The sequence below is a fragment of the Brucella rhizosphaerae genome (genome assembly GCF_002252475.1).
In the GTDB taxonomy this organism is placed as follows: Bacteria; Pseudomonadota; Alphaproteobacteria; order Rhizobiales; family Rhizobiaceae; genus Brucella; species Brucella rhizosphaerae.
The window spans coordinates 589,375-608,821 of record NZ_NNRK01000026.1 but is presented as its reverse complement, the minus strand read 5'-3'; the positions used below and the strand labels follow the sequence as shown (position 1 = coordinate 608,821).

Below are 19,447 nucleotides of genomic sequence, written 5' to 3'. Positions count from 1 at the left end.
AATGCTCTAATTTACATTTATGTCTTCGAGTCGCCCTCCCAGTTCTGAGCTTCAGCAAATGGAGCAGACCGGCCCTTTGGGTTGGTTTTTTCGTGGTATGCGCCGCATAATCAGCGTTCCTGCAATTTTGCTGATGAGTTCCTTCATTGGTTTTTCAGGCTTGGCGATTGAGAGCGGTATAACGGTTGGGCAGGCCGTCTTCATGACGCTGACCATCTGGGCGCTGCCTGCCAAGGTGGTTTTGATTGGTGCAATCAGTGCCGGTGCTTCAATCCCAGCGGCGGCACTGGCCGTTGGTTTGTCTTCGGTTCGTTTGATGCCGATGGTTGTTGCACTTTTACCAGAACTGAAAGGACCAAAGACGCGAAAACTGACGCTTGCAGCCCTCAGCCATTTTGTTGCAGTTACGGCTTGGGTTATGGCGATGGAGGAGTTGCGCAATATTCCGCGCGACATGCGTACAAGCTATTTCGCCGGAATTGGCACGGTGCTGGTTGGCACGAATGCGCTGGTCGTCGCCGTGGTTTATTTGCTTTCCGCGTCATTTCCGCCGGTGGTCTTTGCCGCACTTTTCATGCTCACACCGATGTATTTTCTGACGTCACTCTGGCGATCCGCGCGCGAACGGGCAGGGCAGATCGCTATGGTTTCAGGGATCGTCTTGTTCCCAATCTTCCATCAGTTCGCACCTGGCTATGATCTTTTGATGACGGGTGTGGTGGGTGGATTGATTGCGTTTGCTTTCCATCGGTCACGCAGCTCCAACAAGGATGTGGCCAAATGAACTGGGATAGTTTTTCCGACTGGTGGTGGCCGTTTATCTTTATCCTGCTTGCAGGCGCGCTTCCGACATATCTTTTCCGCGTGATGGGCGTGATCGTCGGCGGTCGTGTACGCGAAGATTCGGAAGTTCTGGTGTTTGTTCGCTGTGTGGCGACGGCACTCGTCGCGGGCGTCATAGCGCAACTTATTCTCTATCCGAACGGGGAGCTTGCTAACTCCCCGATGTGGCTGCGTGTTGGATCAGCAGCGGCCGGGTTTGTCGCCTATCTCATTGCTGGAAAGCGCCTGCTCGTGGGCATTCTGGTTGCCGAAGCACTGTTGGTAGCCGGTTTGCTAAGCTTATAAAGGCGATTCTTATCAAAGGACTGCGCGAATTTTCTCAGCATTTGCTGAAAGTGTCGCGGCATCTTCCATTTTCCCGGTATGTGGCTTGAGCTCCACGCCTTCAAAACGCGGGATGACATGAAAATGCAGATGATAAACGGTCTGGCCTGCTGCTGGTTCATTAAACTGAATGACTGTCACACCATCGGCGTTGAACGCCTTCTTGACCGCGTTGGCGATCGTCTGCACGGCCTGAATGGTTTCAGCCAGCGTTTCAGGCTTCGCATCGAGCAGATTACGTGATGGTTCTTTGGGAACAACCAGTGTGTGACCCGTTCCCTGTGGCATGACATCCATGAACGCTACAACATGATCTGTTTCGTAAACGCGCGTCGACGGAATTTCACCGCGCAGAATTTTTGCGAAGATGTTGTTGTCATCATAGGTGGCAGACATGCGTTTCTCTCCAGTTAAATCTTTTATCAATGTGAGTGCATTCATGTGTGCCTGAAAGGCGAATGCTCTTCCAGTGCTACATGTATCTGTTCGACTTCGCGGCGCTCATGTTCCAGATAATCGCTGACTGCTCTGCGGAAACCCTCATGCGCAATGTAATGTGCTGAATGGGTTGTAACCGGCACATAGCCTCGCGCGAGTTTATGTTCTCCTTGCGCCCCCGCTTCGACAACACGCAATTTTCGGTCAATCGCAAAGTCGATGGCTTGATGGTAACAGACCTCGAAATGCAGGAAGGGGTGATCCTCGATGCAGCCCCAGTGACGCCCATAAAGCGTGTCGCTGCCGATGAAGTTGATGGCCCCAGCAATATAGCGTCCGTCGCGCTTGGCCATGACCAGCAATATGTCGTTGGCCATTGTTTCGCCAATCAGCGAGAAAAACTTACGGTTGAGGTAAGGGCGGCCCCATTTGCGGCTGCCTGTATCGACATAGAACTCATAAAAGGCGTCCCAAATAGATTCTGTGAGCTCGTTGCCTGTCAGCCAATCGATTTCGATACCTTCCGATAGAGCGTCTCGGCGTTCCTTCTTGAGCGCTTTGCGTTTTCGCGATACAAGCTCATTTAGAAAATCATCATATTCAGAAAAGCCATTGTTTACAAAGTGAAACTGCTGATCTGTTCTGTGGAGAAATCCGGCTGATTCAAGCGCCGACATCTCGCTTTCGGGCGCAAATGTTACATGCGCGGAGGAAGCGCCGGTCTGATCTGTCAGTTGTCGGAGCCCGGTTGCGAGGGCAACCCGAATTGCCTCCGGTTCAAACTCTGCATGATGGAGTAATCGGGGGCCTGTTGCGGGTGTGAACGGAACCGAGGCCTGAAACTTGGGGTAGTAGCGTCCACCAGCGCGCTCGAAAGCATCGGCCCAGCCATGGTCGAAGACATACTCGCCCTGACTATGCCCTTTAAGGTAGTTCGGCACAGCGCCGATGAGGTAACCTTTGTCATCTTCAAGGCGCAAGTGGCGTGGCAACCAGCCAGCATGTTGTGAAACGGAACCGGATTGTTCGAGCGCATTTAAAAATGCGCGGGAAATAAAGGGATTGTAATTTCCACCTTGCCGGGAGGTTCCGGCAAGGTGGTTCCATTCGTCGTCTGAAAAATCGCCGATGCCTTCGACGACTCGGAGAACGAAGCTTTGCTCTGTCTGCCTGTCGTCTTTGCTCATCGCCGAATTTTCCTATCAGGCAACCAAAGTTCGGGGATCGAAACCTTCAAAGGTAATCTGATCCACATTGAGATCGCTGTGCTTTCTCATCTCAGCATCGCGAACCGTCCAGCTGATGACCGGAAGGCTGAGCTTTTCGCGAACGAAGCTGACAAACGGGTTTGGCAGATGATGCACATTATAAGATACGAATGAAATCTGATGTGCGAGCATCGAGAAGTGTGCTTCAAAATCCTTGGTGCGTGTGCCTTCCGCAGTCAGTCCGCCGGGAACTCCAGGCGCGTCGCTTGCAAACAAACGCACAAGATGATGGTCGAAGGACATGATTGCAGCATCACCCTTATATGAAGCCAGCTCTTTTGCCACAGCGGCAACCAGACCATCGTCACGACCTTCAATGCCCTTAAGCTCGATTACCAGCGGTACACGACCGGCAACCAGATCAAGCATCTGGCGCAGTGTTGGTGCATGATCGCTGGTGCCGCCAATACGCAGCTCCGTGGCCTCTGCGAGTGTCAGGTCGCTGATGCGGCCTTCGCGTCCCGTAAGGCGTTTGAGATCGTCATCATGGAAAACGATAACACCGCCATCTTTGGTCAGGTGTACATCGCATTCGATTGCAAAGCCTTCTTTTGCAGCAGCATCAAAGGCGGAAAGGGTGTTTTCCCAGCGCTGCTTGTTCAGATCGTGCAATCCACGATGCGCAATTGGTTGCTTCTTGAGCCATTCTGGAGAGGACATTTATGCAACCTCTATGATTGCTTCGATTTCAACTGGTGCATTGAGCGGCAGGCTTGCAACGCCGACCGCTGAGCGCGCATGCTTGCCCACGTCGCCAAGGACCGCAACGAGCAGGTCAGATGCGCCATTGGCAACCAGGTGCTGCTCAACGAAATCGGCGGTCGATGAAACGAACACGGTGATTTTCACAATCCGTTTGATGTTGTTCAGGTCGCCAAGTGCTGCCTTTGCCTGAGCCAATATATTGACGGCACATGCGCGCGCTGCGGCCTGACCGTGTGCAACTGTAAGTGCATCGCCGACCTGGCCGGTATGAATGAGCTTGCCATTTTCCAGTGGAAGCTGGCCCGATGTGAGCAGCAGAGAGCCCGTTTGTGCGAAAGGCACATAGTTTGCAGCCGGTGCTGCGGCTTCTGGAAGAGATATACCCAGATTTTTAAGGCGGCTGTCGATTGTGTCGGTCATTCCATTAATCCTTACTAACTTAATGCCTTTCGCACCCGATATAGTAGATAGAATCGGTGAAGCTTTTGGGGAGGGTGCGTTTTTTGCCTCGCTTCCGCCATGAGTTTTTTTATCATGCTCCTCAACAGATCGGGAGATTCATGTATGCGTTTTTTGAGTATGGCATTTGCAGCAAGCGGAGCAGCGGTTTGCGTTTGGGGTAGTTCGGTCGGTATTGCCGCCGCAGCTTCGACGGTAACGTTGGTTCCGCATCGCGCAGTGTATGATCTCACATTGGATCGTGCCGATGAGAAATCCGGGATCAGTGGGCTGACTGGCCGCATGGTCTATGAGTTCAATGGCTCAGCCTGCGAAGGCTATACGACGAATTTTCGTTTCGTAACGCGCATCGACATGGATGAGCAGCCGCAGCGCGTGACTGATCAGCAGACGACAACCTTTGAAAGCGGCAACGGTAAGGACTTCCGTTTCGTCAACAAGACCTTTGTCGACAAGGAACTGGTCAAGGAAGTGCGCGGCGATGCCAAGGTCGAAGACGGTAAGACCGTCGTTGCCCTCTCAAAGCCCAAGGAAGACAACCTCGATCTAAAGGCAACGCAGTTTCCGACGACTCATATGGAAGAATTGATCGGCAAGGCGGAAGCCGGCGAGAGATTCTACCAGACGTCATTATATGATGCGTCGGAAGATGCGGATCGCGTTGTTGCAACAACAGTTGTTGTCGGCAAAGCGCAGGAAGCCAAGAGCGACGAAGTCAAAGCCATGGGCAAGTTCACGAAGGACAATGTCTGGCCGGTGACGATTTCCTATTTCGACGACAAGGAAAAGCAGGACGGTCTGCCCATCTATCGCATCAACTTCAAGCTTTACCGAAACGGGATCACGCGCGACCTGACCATGGATTATGGTGATTTTTCCATGCGCGGGAAACTGGTCAAGCTTGATGTATATGATGACAAGAAAGTCCCGAGTAATTGCCCTCAATAACGCCTGTTTATATATGATTGAATTCTATTTAAGGCGCCTTGATTGTCTAATCCTGGCGCCTTAAAATTTAGACATTGCATTATTATTTATATTTCAGAGGTTTTTATGAAAAGACTATTGTCCGTCGCTTTTCTTTTTTGTCTTTCATCTACAGTGTATGCTGCTCCCGTCATCAACAACGATGGAAAGTCTGGCTCATTGTTGAATTGAACTTCTGTCGACAAGCCGAAAATTGCGGCTCTTTTTGAACGTTGGAACAATTCCTTGCGTTCGGGTGATGCGGTCAAGGTGGCCGCAAATTATGCACATGATGCTGTACTTCTCCCAACAATGTCGAACCGAGTGCGTAAGACAGACAATGAACGCATCGATTATTTCGAACATTTTTTGGAGAAGCGTCCCGTGGGGCACATCGAGAGCCGCACAATACGGGTTGGCTGCAATGACGCAATCGATAATGGCGTTTATTCTTTCCGCTTTGCCGATGGCCATAAAGTACTCGCCCGTTATACATTTACGTATATGTGGAATGGAAAGCAGTGGCTGATCTCTTCACATCATTCCTCCGCAATGCCGGAAAAAGTCGGATAACGGTTGCTGGAGTGCGTGGCGAAAGTGAAGGTGGTTGCCGGGAAGGGAACATCTCCTGACCACATATGTAAACCATAAGGCTTGCATTTATCGGCGCGATAAGTTAACAGCGCGCCTATTCCACACACGGGATTGGGCTTTTGCAGGGAGAAATCCTGCTTCAGCCTCCGGTGGCGAGTAATCGCCTCAGCCCGTGGAGGTTCAACCGGAAAAGGAAAATACAGATGGCATTGCCTGAATTCAGCATGCGTCAGCTTCTGGAAGCTGGCGTCCACTTCGGCCACCAGACCCACCGCTGGAACCCGAAGATGGCCCCATACATCTATGGCGACCGTAACAACATCCACATTCTCGATCTGTCCCAGACCGTTCCTCTGCTGCACAACGCGCTGAAGATCGTTTCGGACACTGTTGCTCGTGGCGGCCGCGTTCTTTTCGTTGGCACCAAGCGCCAGGCTTCGGACATCATTGCTGATGCTGCTGGCCGTTCGGCTCAGTATTACGTCAATGCACGCTGGCTCGGCGGCATGATGACCAACTGGAAGACGATCTCGAACTCGATCCAGCGTCTGCGCAAGCTCGACGAAATCCTTTCTGGCGAAGCACACGGCTTCACCAAGAAGGAACGCCTGAACCTTGAGCGCGAACGTGAAAAACTCGACCGTGCACTCGGCGGCATCAAGGACATGGGTTCTGTTCCTGACCTGATGTTCATCGTTGACACCAACAAGGAAGCAATTGCTATCCAGGAAGCCAAGCGTCTTGGCATTCCAGTTGTTGCTGTGATCGATTCGAACTGCGATCCAGACCAGATCGACTACCCAATCCCAGGTAACGACGACGCTGCACGCGCTATCGCTCTTTATTGCGATCTGGTTGCACGCGCTGCTCTCGACGGTATTGCACGTCAGCAGGGCGCTCTCGGCATCGACGTTGGCGCACAGGCTGAAGCTCCTGTTGAGCCAGCTCTCGAAGCTCCAGCTCCGGCTGCAGGCGCATAATCAGCGCTTATGAATTTCATCCATCCGTCACATGACGGGTGGATAACTTCATTCGTTCCGACGCAGTGAGCGTTGGTTAAAAGTTGGCACACCCATTCGGTGTGCCTTCGCTTTCGTGAAAGGCGACAAAATGAGCATTTCCGCATCACAGGTTAAAGAACTCCGCGAACTGACCGGCGCAGGCATGATGGACTGCAAGGCAGCGCTTGCTGAAACCAATGGCGATATCGAAGCCGCTGTTGATTACTTGCGCGCCAAGGGCATGGCTAAGGCTGACAAAAAGGCTGGCCGTACGGCTGCCGAAGGTCTGGTTGGTGTTGCAGCTTCCGGCAACAAGGCTGTTGTTGTTGAAGTCAACTCCGAGACCGACTTCGTTGCTCGTAACGATGCTTTCCAGGATCTCGTACGCAAGATCGCTCAGGCGGCTCTGTCGACCAATGGTTCGTCGGAAGCTGTTGCTGCAGCAGACATCGACGGCAAGTCGGTAACACAGGCTGCAAAAGACGCAGTGGCAACCATTGGTGAAAACATCAGCTTCCGTCGTTCGGCAGCTCTTGAAGTTTCACAGGGCGCAGTTGCTACCTACATTCACAACGGCGTTGCAGATGGCCTCGGCAAGCTCGGCGTTCTCGTTGCAATCGAAACTGCTGGCGACGCAGAAGCTGCAAACGCATTTGGCCGTCAGGTCGCAATGCACGTTGCCGCTATCAACCCGCTTGCACTGACTGCTGCTGACGTTGATCCGGCTGCTGCTGAGCGTGAAAAGGCTATTTTCATCGAGCAGGCTCGTGAATCCGGCAAGCCAGACAACATCATCGAAAAGATGATCGAAGGCCGTATGCGCAAGTTCTACGAAGAAGTTGTTCTTCTTTCGCAGGCTTTCGTTATCAATCCGGACCTGACTGTTGAAGCAGCACTCAAGGAAGCTGAAAAGTCGATCGGCGCTCCTGCGAAGATCATTGGCTTTGCACGTATCGCTCTCGGTGAAGGCATCGAGAAGGAAGAAAGCGACTTCGCTGCTGAAGTTGCTGCTGCTGCCAAGGGCTAAGCACTTCTGTTTTGAAGCGCATTCTGTTTCGGAATACGCTTTAGATGTGTCTTGACGCATTCTTCTGCGCAAAAGGCTCAGGCACTTTTGCTGGAAATGCTTAAAAGGCTTTTGATTATGAAGGGCATCGCGTGACAACGCGGTGCCCTTCGTGTATCGGAACCCCAATAGTAACAGTGATCATGATCTGCGGAGAACACTCCATGTCCGTTAAGTCCGCCTATAAACGCATTGTCCTCAAAGCCTCCGGTGAAGCATTGATGGGCAGTCAGGGCTTTGGCATTGATGTCTCAGTTGCTGATCGCATTGCCAGCGACATCGCTCAGGCCCGGGAACTGGGCGTTGAAGTTGGTGTGGTAATTGGCGGCGGTAATATTTTCCGTGGCGTTGCAGTCGCATCTAAGGGTGGCGACCGCGTAACGGGCGACCATATGGGAATGCTCGCAACAGTGATCAATTCACTGGCTCTGCGCACATCGCTTCACAAGATTGGCGTGGACGCCGTTGTTCTTTCTGCCATAGCAATGCCTGAAATTTGCGAGAGTTTCTCCCAGAGAAAGGCGACTGCCTATATGGACGAGGGAAAGGTTGTGATTTTCGCAGGTGGTACCGGCAATCCATTCTTCACAACAGATTCGGCCGCAGCACTGCGCGCAGCCGAAATTGGTGCCGACGCGCTTCTGAAGGGTACGCAGGTTGATGGCATTTATTCAGCCGACCCGAAGAAGGAACCGAATGCAACACGTTTTGACAAGCTCACGCACAAGGAAGTTCTTGATCGTGGGCTTGCGGTGATGGATACGGCTGCTGTCGCCCTTGCGCGCGAGAACAACATTCCGATAATAGTCTATTCCATCCATGAAAACGGCGGCTTGGCCGAAATTCTGCAAGGCAAGGGACGCTGTACAGTCGTTTCCGATGATTGATTGGGAATATCGATCGTTTATCTTGCCGTGCACTGAAGGAGAACATGTATGAGCGATGTTTTTGACATCAACGACCTGAAGCGACGCATGGAAGGCGCAGTCAGCGCCCTGAAGCATGACCTGGGTGGTCTGCGCACGGGCCGCGCTTCTGCGAGCTTGCTCGAACCAATCGTGATTACAGCCTACGGCGCTGAAATGCCGATCAATCAGGTCGCCAATATCACTGTGCCTGAATCACGCATGCTTTCGGTTTCTGTATGGGACAAGAGCATGGTTGGCGCGGTTGAGCGTGCGATTCGTGAATCCGGTCTTGGCCTCAATCCAATCACCGATGGCATGACGCTTCGTATTCCTTTGCCGGAACTCAATGAGCAGCGCCGCAAAGAGCTGGTCAAGATCGCGCATCAGTATGCAGAACAGGGCCGTATTGCTGCGCGTCACGTTCGTCGCGATGGTATGGACCAGTTGAAAAAGCTGGAGAAGGACGGCGATATCAGTCAGGATGACGGCCGGGGCCTTTCTGAAAAAGTTCAGAAGCTGACGGATGACACCATCGCTGAAATGGACAAGATTGTTTCGGTCAAGGAAGGCGAGATCATGCAGGTCTAGTGGTCTGATTTCGACATTTGCGTCGGTCGGGATTCAAACGTCAAATCCATTCCACTCGTATCGTGATTTCAAAGCCCACTGGATTTCGATATCCTTATCCTGAGTGAGTTTTGAAGCAAACGATACCAGAAACAGTATGTTGCCAGTGTCTGGCCGTTTATGGGAACCAAGTCGCGCTCTATAAGCGCGATATAGGTTTCCGGAGCAGATGGTGGTCTTGCTTGATTTATCAATGAGGGAGAGCTTCGCCATGTCCGATCCGCGCCACATAGCCATTATTATGGATGGCAATGGCCGTTGGGCGAAGGCACGCGGTTTACCGCGCAGCGCCGGTCATAGAGCAGGTGTTGAGGCTTTGCGCGAGACGGTGAGGGGTGCGGGTGACCGTGGCCTTGGCTATCTCACCCTTTTTGCATTTTCTTCTGAAAACTGGTCACGCCCAAGCGGGGAAGTTGGCGATCTTATGGGATTGCTGAAGCTTTTCATCCGGCGTGATCTTGCCGAACTTCATCGCAACAATGTCCGGGTGCGGATTATTGGCGAACGGGAAGGGTTGGCATCCGATATATGTGCATTGCTCGGTGAAGCCGAGACACTGACCCGACATAACACCGGCCTTAATCTGATTATCGCTTTCAATTACGGTTCGCGTGATGAAATTGCGCGTGCAGTTAAAAGTCTGGCGCGCGATGTCGCAGCTGGTCTTCTTGCCCCTTCATCAATCTCCGCTGAGTTGATCTCTGCAAATCTCGATACCGCAGGTATTCCCGATCCCGATCTGATCATTCGCACGAGCGGTGAGATGCGGCTTTCCAATTTTCTGCTGTGGCAGGCCGCTTATTCCGAATTTCTGTTTGTGCCGGGACACTGGCCGGACTTCAAACCTGCTGACCTCGATGCTGCTTATGAAGTGTTCCGCCAGCGAGACAGACGTTTCGGTGGTGTAGAAGTGCGCGACGAGCATGAAGAGTGTTCACCCGCAATCGAATGCACTGCAGCAAAAGGCGCAGCGGTTTGATGCTGCCTGTCCGCCTGGAGCGTCTTGGGCCCGGTGGGGCGCACAAAGGTCGCTCTAACAGTTTAAGTTAGCCGAAAGGTATCAATGTCAAATCTGCAAACTCGTATTCTGACCGCCATTGTTCTCGGCGCTGCGGCCCTCTGGCTGACCTGGGTAGGCGGGTTGGGTTTCACTCTGTTCTCTATCGCCATTGGTTTGGCGATGTTTTACGAGTGGACCGAACTCAGTGCGACAAAGCAGACCTCATTTTCACGCATCTTCGGTTGGGTCTGGCTGTCTGCAACTTTCATTCTTCTGATTCTCGACCGAGGCGCATTGCTGACGATTGGCGTGCTGCTTGCCGGTTGTATCATTCTTCTGGCAACGCAGTGGAAGACTGGGCGCGGATGGCCAGCCGCCGGTCTGTTCTATGCCGGCTTTTCAGCCGTATCTCTTTCGCTGTTGCGTGGTGATGAGCCGTTTGGCTTCACTGCCATCTGTTTCCTTTTTGCCGTCGTATGGTCGACCGACATTGCAGCATATTTCAATGGGCGTGCTCTGGGTGGTCCTAAGCTTGCACCGCGCTTTTCTCCAAACAAGACCTGGTCAGGGGCTTTGGGTGGCGCTGCGGCAGCTGTTGCTGGAGGTATTCTCGTCGCGTCGCTTGTCGCGGCTCCCGGCAGCTGGATCGTACCGCTGCTCGCTCTTTTGCTGTCCATTGTCTCGCAGATTGGCGACCTGGCAGAATCATGGGTGAAGCGGCAGTTTGGCGCAAAGGATTCGGGCCGTCTTTTACCCGGACATGGCGGTGTATTGGATCGGGTGGACGGGCTTGTGGCGGCGGCAGCACTTCTATACCTCTTTGGTGCTATTATCGCCGAGCCAGATGTACCATCTGCAATATTTTTTAGTTTCTGAGCGCGTATGAATTCGTAGGAGTGGTGATTTGCAGGAGGCTCTGGCCTTTTTTATCGGCAGTGAAAGTCTGCTCGTCGGAACCATAATTCCATTTTTGTTTGTGTTGACGGTTGTCGTTTTCGTTCACGAGATGGGGCATTACCTTGTCGGCCGCTGGTGCGGCATTGGTGCGAGTGCATTTTCTATCGGTTTTGGTCCTGAACTGATCGGCTTTACCGATAGGCACGGCACACGCTGGAAGCTTTCCGCGATTCCGCTTGGCGGCTATGTGAAGTTTCTGGGCGATGAAAGTGCTACGAGTTCGCCTGTGGGTGTGGATAACTCCAGTCTCAGCGCAGAAGAACAGAGCAGGGCGTTTCATACGCAGCCGGTCTGGAAACGCGCGGCAACGGTTTTTGCTGGTCCAGCTTTCAACATCATTCTTACAGTTGTCATCTTCAGCGTGTTCTTTGGGCTGTACGGTCGGCAGATTGCTGACCCGCTTGTCGCTGGCGTTCAGCCGGACAGTCCGGCTGCTGCAGCCGGTTTCGAGCCGGGTGATCGCTTTATTAGTGTTGAGGGGCAGAAGATCACAACTTTCTCCGATGTTCAGCGGATTGTTTCCGGTCGTTCGGGCGATGTGCTGGACTTTACGGTTGAGCGCGACGGCAAGATGGTGGACCTGAAGGCCACACCTGCGCTTGTGGAACGTACTGATCCTCTGGGCAACAAGGTCAAGATGGGTGCAATCGGCGTGGAAACCACGCAGGCCGTGGGAAATTTCCGGCGCATTGAATACGGCCCGCTCGAATCAGTCGGGCAGGCGGTTGTTGAAACCGGGCACATCATCAGCCGTACGGGTGAGTTTTTTCAGCGCTTTGCAGTTGGTCGTGAAGATAAATGTCAGCTCGGCGGTCCTGTAAAGATTGCCAACATGGCGGGCAAGGCTGCAAGTCAGGGATTTGACTGGCTTATCCAGCTGACGGCGATGCTCTCCATCGGTATTGGGCTTTTGAACCTGTTTCCTTTGCCACCACTGGATGGCGGACATCTGGTTTTTTATGCCGTGGAAGCGATCAAGGGCAGCCCTGTGTCAGTTTGGGCGCAGGAAATTTTTTATCGTGTTGGATTCCTCGTTGTGATGGGATTCATGGGGTTCGTACTTTTCAACGACCTGTTTGCCTGCTAGATCACTGTCCGGCTGGTTGACGGGGAACTGGGTCGCGCTGCCAATCTGGCGAGACTCTCTACCGCACGAGGCGCTGCTCACAGTGAAAACTGTGCAGAGGCGTTAATCAGAAATGAACATTGGGAGTGAGGACCGGAAAAGCGTAGTGATCTGTTTACCATAATCATTAAATCGCGTGGCGCGGATGCCACGCTGGTTGCCTAAGTAAACAGATTTTAACCGTGACGCTTGCTTGTATAGAAAAACCGGCTATTACGGTTGTATCTATACGTGCATTTCTGGGAAATTCGCCCCGGGGACAGAAAGAAACGAAGGTTCGGAAAGCCCATGACGGCAAGTTCTAAATTCTTTGGCGCCGCTTCAGCGCTCGCCATGTCGGTGGCTCTTGTAGCTTCGGGTACTGCTGCTCTCTCTCTGGCATCGGTAAATGCTGCTGAGGCCGCGGTCGTCAATCGCATTGAAGTGCGCGGTAATACGCGCGTCGATGCGCAGACAATCCGCGACAATATCGACATTCGCCCGGGTAAGGCTTTCAACAGCAACGATATTGATGCTGCTGTTAAGCGCCTTTTCGCAATGGGTTTGTTCTCTGACGTTCGCATCAACCAGTCTGGTGGATCGCTGGTCGTTCAGGTGAGCGAGCGCTCCGTTGTGAACAATGTCCTTTTCCAGGGTAATAAAAAGGTCAAGGATCCTGATCTGGCTCGCGCCGTTCAGCTCAAGGCCCGTTCGCCATATGATGCTGCAACGATGGAATCCGATAAGGAAGCCATTAAGGCTGCTTACGCGCATATCGGTCGCAGCGATGCAATCGTTAACGCTCGTACCGTTGATCTCGGTCAGGGACGCGTGAATGTGGTTTATGAAATCACTGAAGGTTCGCGTACCAAGATCGCCAACATCAACTTCGTTGGTAATAGTGCATATGGCTCGCGTCGTCTGCGCGATGTGATCTCCACAAAGCGCTCGAACCCGCTTTCGTGGCTGACCCGTAATGACGTTTATGATGAAGGTCGCCTGCAGGCTGATGAAGAAACGCTGCGTCGTTTCTACTACAACCGCGGCTATGCGGATTTCCGCGTGCTTTCGTCGAATGCCACACTTGACCCTTCGACCAATGAATACACGATCACAGTTACCGTTGACGAAGGTCAGCGCTATACCTTTGGTAATGTAGGCGTCGAAAGCACCGTTGAAGGTGTGGATACGCAGGCTCTCGGTGGTCTTCTTAAGACGCGCGAAGGCAAGCCTTACAGCGCCAAAGAAATCGAAGACTCCGTTACGGCTATTACTGAGAATGTTGCCGGCAGCGGTTACGCATTTGCCAAGGTGGAGCCACGCGGCGATCGTGACTTTGATAATCACACGATCTCGCTCGTCTACAGTGTTGACCAGGGTCCGCGCGCTTATGTTGAGCGCATCGAAATCCGCGGCAACGATAAGACCCGCGATTACGTTATTCGTCGCGAATTCGACATGAATGAAGGCGATGCCTTCAATCAGGTTATGGTTCAGCGTGCGAAGCGTCGTCTTGAAGCGCTTGATTTCTTCCAGACAGTCAACATCTCGACCGCTCCGGGCGCCGAGCCTGATCAGGTGATTCTGGTTGTTGATGTGGTCGAAAAGTCGACCGGTGAATTCTCGATCGGTGGTGGTTACACGACCGGTGGTGAATCGCCAGGTGCACAGGTTGAAGCTGCTATTACCGAGCGCAACTTCCTTGGTCGTGGTCAGTTCATCCGAATCAGTGCCGGCGCAGGTCAGGACGAAATGCGTAACTATGCGCTCTCGTTCACTGAACCGTACTTCCTCGGTTATCGTATGTCTGCCGGGTTCGACGTATTCCGTCGCTCGTATCGTGTAGACAGTGGCGGTCGTTATGATGTTCAGCAGACAGGCGGTACGATCCGTTTTGGTCTCCCGATTACTGATAACTTCTCTGCTGGTCTGGCCTACAACCTCGTTCAGGAAAAGTACGACCTGTACGTAACTGATCCAGTAACCGGTCAGCCTGATCCTACTTATTACGCTCCGGCACTTATCGATGCTGCGAACTTCAGCCCATGGATTCGTTCGTCGGTTAGCTATTCACTGACCTACAACTCCATTGATGACATGAAGAACCCGCATGATGGTATTTATGCGAAGTTCACGCAGGAATTCGCGGGTCTTGGTGGCGATGCCAAGTATGTGAAGACCACTTTCAAGGGTAATTATTACCAGACCCTTGCTCAGGAAGCCGACATCGTCGGTATGCTGGGCGTCGGTGGTGGTTATATCCATGAATTCGGCAATGACGGCGTTCGTATCTTCGATCTGTTCAAGAACAACTCCGATATTATTCGTGGCTTCAAGTTCAACGGTATCGGTCCTTATCAGGATGCTGCAAACGGCAACCGTTACTGGATGGGTGGAACGACTTATTTCAACGGTACGGCTGAAGTTCAGTTCCCAATGCCGATCGTTCCGGAAAGCCTTGGTATCCGTGGTGCAGTGTTCGCTGATGCGGCTATGCTTTACGGCAATGAATCGTCGGCTGGCGGCGCACCAATCCTCGGTGATGAAAAGAAGCTTCGTGCTTCGGCTGGTGTGAGCTTGATGTGGGCTTCACCATTCGGTCCGTTGCGCTTTGACTACGCATTCCCGATTGCAAAGGCTGACACCGATAAGGTTCAGAATTTCAACTTTGGTGTTTCGACCAAGTTCTAATAGATTTGCCTTTTCCCGGGGCAGACATGCCCCGGGCAAGAAAGTGCTTTGATGGCAGATCCCATTTTCTTCAAGTCTTCTCGTGAACTCACGATAGGCGATATAGCAGATTTTACCGGTGCAAAGCTTCGTAACCCGAAGTTTGCACCGCGTGCTGTTGCGCGTTTGGCGTCATTGAGCGATGCGAGTGAAAATGCACTCGTTTTTGTTGATGGCAAAAAGAATGCTGCCGCGCTTGCTGGCATGAAGGCTGCAGGTGTTCTTTGTTCAGAAGACGTGGCTGATAGTGTTCCTTCGGACATTGCCACGCTTGTCACCCGAAATCCGCAGCGCGATTTTTCTTCCGTCGGACGGATGCTTTTTCCTATATCTGTAAGACCGGAAAGCTGGCTAGGTGAAACTGGTATTTCTCCGGCTGCATTTATTCATCCTTCTGCAAAGATTGAAGACGGCGCGACGATTGAAGCGGGCGCGATGATAGGCAGGAATGTCAGCATTGGTGCCGGAACGCTGATTGCTGCAACTGCTGTTGTTGGTGAGGGCTGCCAGATCGGTCGCGATAGCTATATTGCGCCAGGGGTTGCAATTCAGTTTGCCATGATCGGCAATCGCGTGTCTCTGCACCCAGGCGTTCGTATCGGGCAGGATGGCTTTGGTTATATTCCGGGACCAAGAGGGCTTGAAAAAGTCCCGCAGCTTGGACGCGTTATCCTACAGGATGATGTTGAAATCGGTGCGAATACCACGATTGATCGTGGCGCTTTGAACGATACCGTGATCGGTGAGGGCACCAAGATCGATAATTTGGTGCAGATCGGGCACAATGTGCGATTTGGCCGATTTTGCGTTGTGGCCGCACTTTGCGGTGTTTCGGGAAGTGTTGTTATCGGTGACCAGACCATGATAGGCGGCAGTGTAGGCCTTGCTGATCATGTGGTTATCGGTTCGCGTGTACAGATTGCCGCGGGAAGCGGCGTAATGAATGATATACCCGATGGCGAGCGTTGGGGTGGCGTCCCTGCGCGACCAATAAAACAATGGTTCAGAGATATCGCGAATATCCGGAGCATCGGGAAACCAAGAAAGGACCAATCCTCTGATGAGTGATGCTAATCAGAAGAAGCTGGAAACCGCAGATATTCAGGCTATTATGCGTGCGCTTCCGCATCGCTATCCATTTTTGCTAATCGACCGTATCATCAATATTGATGGTGATCAGTCTGCAACTGGCATCAAGAACGTCACGATGAATGAGCCGCATTTTACCGGCCATTTTCCTGACAAACCGATCATGCCAGGCGTTCTTATTATCGAAGCCATGGCACAGACAGCCGGTGCAATCACAGTTCTCAAGAAGGGAACAGATGCTCCGAGCCTTGTTTATTTTATGACGATTGACAAAGCCAAGTTCCGACGTCCGGTCGTTCCAGGCGATCAGCTTCACCTTCACGTGAAGAAGATTAAACAACGCGGAAATATCTCTAAATTTGAGTGCGTTGCAGAAGTTGATGGCGTAAAGGTTGCCGAAGCTGAAGTCGCTGCGATGGTTGGCGTAGCCGAAGAAAAGGCGTGAGTACCTCAATGAAGGAAACTTTTATCCACCCTACCGCTCTCGTAGAGCAGGGTGTGGAGCTGGGACAGGGCGTATCCGTCGGTCCATTTTGCCATATCCAGTCTGGTGCCGTCGTTGGTGATGGTTCGGAATTGATGAGCCATGTTGTCGTCACTGAAGCGGTAACGCTTGGCGCTGGCGCGAAGGTTTATCCGCATGCCGTTCTTGGCTGCGATCCGCAGAACGGAAAGCATAAAGGCGGCCCAACCAAACTTATCGTTGGCAAGAACTGCCTGATCCGCGAAGGTGTTACCATGCATCGCGGTTCCGACAGCAGCCGTGGATATACAAGCGTTGGCGATAATTGTCAGTTTCTCGCTTATGCCCATGTCGCTCATGACTGCGATGTTGGCGATCACGTTACATTTGCCAATAATGTTATGATTGGTGGTCACGTTGAAATCGGCCATCACGCCATTCTTGGTGGTGGTTCTGCTGTTCACCAGTTCACGCGGGTCGGTCATCATGCTTTTGTTGGCGGTATGGCAGCACTTGCGCATGATCTCATTCCTTACGGCAGTGCGATCGGCAACCACGCATATCTCGGTGGCTTGAACATTATCGGCATGAAGCGTTCGGGCATGCAGCGCAAAGATATTCATAATCTGCGCCATGCTGTGCATATGCTGTTTGATCGTTCAAAGCCTGTGCGTGAGCGCGCGCAGGATGTTCTGAAGGCATTTCCTGACTCGGACGGTGTGGCAGATCTTATCTCCTTCATTCTGGTCGATAATAAGCGCGCCTATTGTACGCCGCCGCTTGGTTCGTCTGTAGGCGGAGCGATGGATGACGGTGACGACGCTTGATAGCGGGCAGAGCGTGATTAAGCGCCCCCGGACGGCTATCATTGCCGGTAATGGTCTTTTACCCATAAAGGTGGCTGAGGCTTTAAAGGCGGATGGAAATCCGCCTTTTGTGCTTCCGTTGCGGGGGGAAGCCGATGCTTCGCTTTACGAATATGATCATCAGGAAATTTCGGCTGTCGATTTTGGCATGTTGATGCGTGCAATGCGTTCCGCTGACGTTTCGCAGGTTGTTCTGGCTGGTGGGCTTCGTAATCGTCCGCATTTAAGTGATCTGAAGCTTAATTTGCCTACTATCAGGGCAATGCGTTATGTTCTCGTTGCCCTCAGTCAGGGCGATGATGCGCTGTTGCGTGCGTTTATGCGACTTCTTGAACGCTACGGTTTTAAAATGGTCGGAGCCCATGAAGTTGTGCCAGACCTTTTGTCGCCAGAGCCTGCGCGCTGTCTCACACGATTGACCCCGGATTCGCGTGAGCGTCGAAATATCGCGCTCGCTATGGAAGCGGCCCTCCGGCTGGGTGAACTCGATGTCGGGCAGGGTGCTATCGCGGCTGGCGGTCGGGTTGTTGCTCTGGAAGGTGCTGAAGGCACCGACCTGATGATAGAACGGGTTTTCGCCTTGCGACAGGAAGGTCGAATTTCTCGGCGTGGCGGCGTACTTGTAAAAATGGCCAAGCCGAGACAGGATGAGCGAGCCGATCTGCCAGCAATTGGTGTATCGACGGTGGAGAACGCTGCGCGTGCCGGTCTTTCCGGCATAGCGATCGAGGCAGGACGCACTTTCATTCTGGGGCTCGGTGAAACCCTGGCCGCGGCAAATGAAAAAGGCCTGTTTATCGAGACGATAAGTCGAAGCACAAAGGACACGACAGGGTGAGCAAAACCAGCCGGCCATTGAAAATCGCAATTGTGGCCGGGGAGGAATCCGGTGATCTGCTCGGTGCCGATCTGATTGATGCTCTTCGCGGCCAGACTGACAGGCTTGTTGATATCGTTGGCGTTGGCGGCGAGCATTTGACCCAGCGCGGCTTGAAGAGCTTTTTCGATCCAAATGAAATTGCTCTGATGGGCCTTGGCGCCATCCTCAAGAACCTTCCCGGTCTTATCCTGCGTATTGGTCAGACGGCGAAGCGGATCGTCGCTGAAAAGCCGGATTGCGTTTTGCTGATTGATAGCCCTGAATTTACGCATCGGGTTGCAAAGAAAATACGGGCGGCGGCCCCTTCGATCCCAATCGTGAAATACATCGCACCAAGCGTATGGGCCTGGCGTCCACAACGCGCGAAAGAGATGCGGGGCTATGTTGATCACGTTCTGACTGTATTACCGTTTGAGGTTGAGGTGATGAGGCGGCTAAACGGGCCGCAATCAACTTATGTCGGGCATCGTCTCAGCAGCTATGCACCCATCTTGCAGGTGCAGGCTGCGCAAAAGGCTGCTGAACAGAAACGCCGACCTGATGACACGCGTTGCCTGTTGTTGCTTCCTGGCTCGCGTCGTGGGGAACTCCAGATGCTTATGGAGCCGTTCGGCAAGGCGGTTGCGGAACTGGCGGCACGTGTCGAAAAGTTGGAAGTTATCTTGCCGACATTGCCTCGTATAGAGGAAACGGTGCGTGAAATGTCCAAGGACTGGGCAGTAAAGCCGCTGATCGTGACCGGTGACGAGGCAAAATGGCAGGCTTTTGCGCGTGCAGATGCTGCATTGGCTGCGTCGGGCACCGTCTCACTGGAATTGGCTCTCTCGCATATTCCAACTGTTCTTTCTTATAAGGCTGACTGGTTTGCACGTCAGTTTCTGATCTCCAGAATTACGATCTGGAGTGCAGCGCTGCCCAATATTATTGCGGACGCACCTATCGTACCTGAGTTTTTCAATGAATCCGTGAGACCCGGCAACCTAGCGCGTTATATTGAGCAATTAATGCAGAAAGGTGCTTTTCGGCAGGCTCAGCTTGATGGCTTCGACAAGGTGACGTCGATTATGGCTACCGAGCGTCCATCAGGTGAAATCGGTGCACGCGTTCTGCTTGATCTGGCGGAGAACGGACGAAAGCGCTGATTTTTGAAATCTTACA

Annotated in this window: 21 protein-coding genes; 17 read left to right on the top strand and 4 right to left on the bottom strand. The window is 52.6% G+C overall.

The window, feature by feature from the left end; all coding sequences use genetic code 11:
• Positions 1-58: 58 nt before the first annotated feature.
• Positions 59-784: an AzlC family ABC transporter permease gene (locus CEV32_RS12300; protein ID WP_235818806.1), complete on the top strand. Its 726-nt coding sequence runs from the start codon at positions 59-61 to the stop codon at positions 782-784.
• Positions 781-1,128, top strand: a complete 348-nt coding sequence (locus CEV32_RS12295; protein WP_094577392.1) for an AzlD domain-containing protein — start codon at positions 781-783, stop codon at positions 1,126-1,128. The genes CEV32_RS12300 and CEV32_RS12295 overlap by 4 nt, the downstream gene beginning before the upstream one ends.
• Positions 1,129-1,140: 12 nt before the next feature.
• Here the strand turns inward: CEV32_RS12295 and CEV32_RS12290 are convergent, their stop codons facing one another.
• From CEV32_RS12290 to CEV32_RS12275, 4 genes are read right to left on the bottom strand one after another with little or no spacing between them, the layout of a single operon-like run.
• Positions 1,141-1,563 carry an HIT family protein gene (locus CEV32_RS12290; RefSeq protein WP_094577391.1) on the bottom strand — a complete coding sequence of 141 codons (423 nt, stop codon included), beginning with the start codon at positions 1,561-1,563 and terminating at the stop codon, positions 1,141-1,143.
• Positions 1,564-1,604: 41 nt separating this feature from the next.
• Positions 1,605-2,792 carry a GNAT family N-acetyltransferase gene (locus CEV32_RS12285; protein WP_094577390.1) on the bottom strand — a complete coding sequence of 396 codons (1,188 nt, stop codon included), beginning with the start codon at positions 2,790-2,792 and terminating at the stop codon, positions 1,605-1,607.
• Positions 2,793-2,807: 15 nt separating this feature from the next.
• A complete protein-coding gene (locus CEV32_RS12280; RefSeq protein ID WP_094577389.1) occupies positions 2,808-3,533 on the bottom strand; it encodes a glycerophosphodiester phosphodiesterase in 726 nt (241 codons plus the stop codon).
• A complete protein-coding gene (locus tag CEV32_RS12275; RefSeq protein ID WP_094577388.1) occupies positions 3,534-3,998 on the bottom strand; it encodes a RidA family protein in 465 nt (154 codons plus the stop codon). It abuts the gene before it with no gap.
• A gap of 144 nt (positions 3,999-4,142) precedes the next feature.
• On the opposite strand from CEV32_RS12275, the gene eipB reads away from it, so the two are divergent.
• From eipB to lpxB, 15 genes are all read left to right on the top strand, one after another.
• Positions 4,143-4,985, top strand: coding sequence for a cell envelope integrity protein EipB (gene eipB / locus CEV32_RS12270; RefSeq protein WP_094577387.1), 843 nt, complete (start codon positions 4,143-4,145; stop codon positions 4,983-4,985).
• Positions 4,986-5,216: 231 nt separating this feature from the next.
• Positions 5,217-5,576: an SgcJ/EcaC family oxidoreductase gene (locus CEV32_RS12265; RefSeq protein WP_094577386.1), complete on the top strand. Its 360-nt coding sequence runs from the start codon at positions 5,217-5,219 to the stop codon at positions 5,574-5,576.
• A 224-nt stretch (positions 5,577-5,800) separates the two neighbouring features.
• The gene (gene rpsB / locus CEV32_RS12260; protein ID WP_094577385.1) at positions 5,801-6,577 is read left to right on the top strand and encodes a 30S ribosomal protein S2; all 777 of its coding nucleotides are present in this window, start codon (positions 5,801-5,803) and stop codon (positions 6,575-6,577) included.
• 130 nt (positions 6,578-6,707) lie between these two features.
• Complete coding sequence (gene tsf, locus CEV32_RS12255; protein ID WP_094577384.1) at positions 6,708-7,625, top strand: translation elongation factor Ts; 918 nt, start codon at positions 6,708-6,710, stop codon at positions 7,623-7,625.
• A gap of 203 nt (positions 7,626-7,828) precedes the next feature.
• Positions 7,829-8,551 (top strand): UMP kinase, encoded by a 723-nt coding sequence (gene pyrH, locus CEV32_RS12250; protein ID WP_094577383.1) that lies wholly within the window; start codon positions 7,829-7,831, stop codon positions 8,549-8,551.
• Positions 8,552-8,599: 48 nt separating this feature from the next.
• Positions 8,600-9,160 carry a ribosome recycling factor gene (gene frr, locus CEV32_RS12245; protein ID WP_094577382.1) on the top strand — a complete coding sequence of 187 codons (561 nt, stop codon included), beginning with the start codon at positions 8,600-8,602 and terminating at the stop codon, positions 9,158-9,160.
• 232 nt (positions 9,161-9,392) lie between these two features.
• A complete protein-coding gene (locus tag CEV32_RS12235) occupies positions 9,393-10,178 on the top strand; it encodes an isoprenyl transferase (RefSeq protein ID WP_268876692.1) in 786 nt (261 codons plus the stop codon).
• An 84-nt stretch (positions 10,179-10,262) separates the two neighbouring features.
• Positions 10,263-11,075, top strand: coding sequence for a phosphatidate cytidylyltransferase (locus CEV32_RS12230; protein WP_094577379.1), 813 nt, complete (start codon positions 10,263-10,265; stop codon positions 11,073-11,075).
• A gap of 28 nt (positions 11,076-11,103) precedes the next feature.
• A complete protein-coding gene (gene rseP / locus CEV32_RS12225; RefSeq protein ID WP_094577378.1) occupies positions 11,104-12,243 on the top strand; it encodes an RIP metalloprotease RseP in 1,140 nt (379 codons plus the stop codon).
• A 327-nt stretch (positions 12,244-12,570) separates the two neighbouring features.
• Positions 12,571-14,952 carry an outer membrane protein assembly factor BamA gene (gene bamA / locus CEV32_RS12220; protein WP_094577377.1) on the top strand — a complete coding sequence of 794 codons (2,382 nt, stop codon included), beginning with the start codon at positions 12,571-12,573 and terminating at the stop codon, positions 14,950-14,952.
• 51 nt (positions 14,953-15,003) lie between these two features.
• Positions 15,004-16,059 carry a UDP-3-O-(3-hydroxymyristoyl)glucosamine N-acyltransferase gene (lpxD, locus tag CEV32_RS12215; RefSeq protein WP_094577376.1) on the top strand — a complete coding sequence of 352 codons (1,056 nt, stop codon included), beginning with the start codon at positions 15,004-15,006 and terminating at the stop codon, positions 16,057-16,059.
• Positions 16,052-16,525 carry a 3-hydroxyacyl-ACP dehydratase FabZ gene (gene fabZ / locus CEV32_RS12210; protein WP_094577375.1) on the top strand — a complete coding sequence of 158 codons (474 nt, stop codon included), beginning with the start codon at positions 16,052-16,054 and terminating at the stop codon, positions 16,523-16,525. Before lpxD ends, fabZ begins: the two co-directional genes overlap by 8 nt.
• A gap of 8 nt (positions 16,526-16,533) precedes the next feature.
• The gene (gene lpxA / locus CEV32_RS12205; protein ID WP_094577374.1) at positions 16,534-17,370 is read left to right on the top strand and encodes an acyl-ACP--UDP-N-acetylglucosamine O-acyltransferase; all 837 of its coding nucleotides are present in this window, start codon (positions 16,534-16,536) and stop codon (positions 17,368-17,370) included.
• Complete coding sequence (locus CEV32_RS12200; RefSeq protein WP_094577373.1) at positions 17,351-18,247, top strand: LpxI family protein; 897 nt, start codon at positions 17,351-17,353, stop codon at positions 18,245-18,247. Before lpxA ends, CEV32_RS12200 begins: the two co-directional genes overlap by 20 nt.
• On the top strand, positions 18,244-19,431 hold the full coding sequence (lpxB, locus tag CEV32_RS12195) for a lipid-A-disaccharide synthase (RefSeq protein ID WP_094577372.1): 1,188 nt from the start codon (positions 18,244-18,246) through the stop codon (positions 19,429-19,431). Before CEV32_RS12200 ends, lpxB begins: the two co-directional genes overlap by 4 nt.
• The last annotated feature ends 16 nt before the right edge of the window (positions 19,432-19,447 follow it).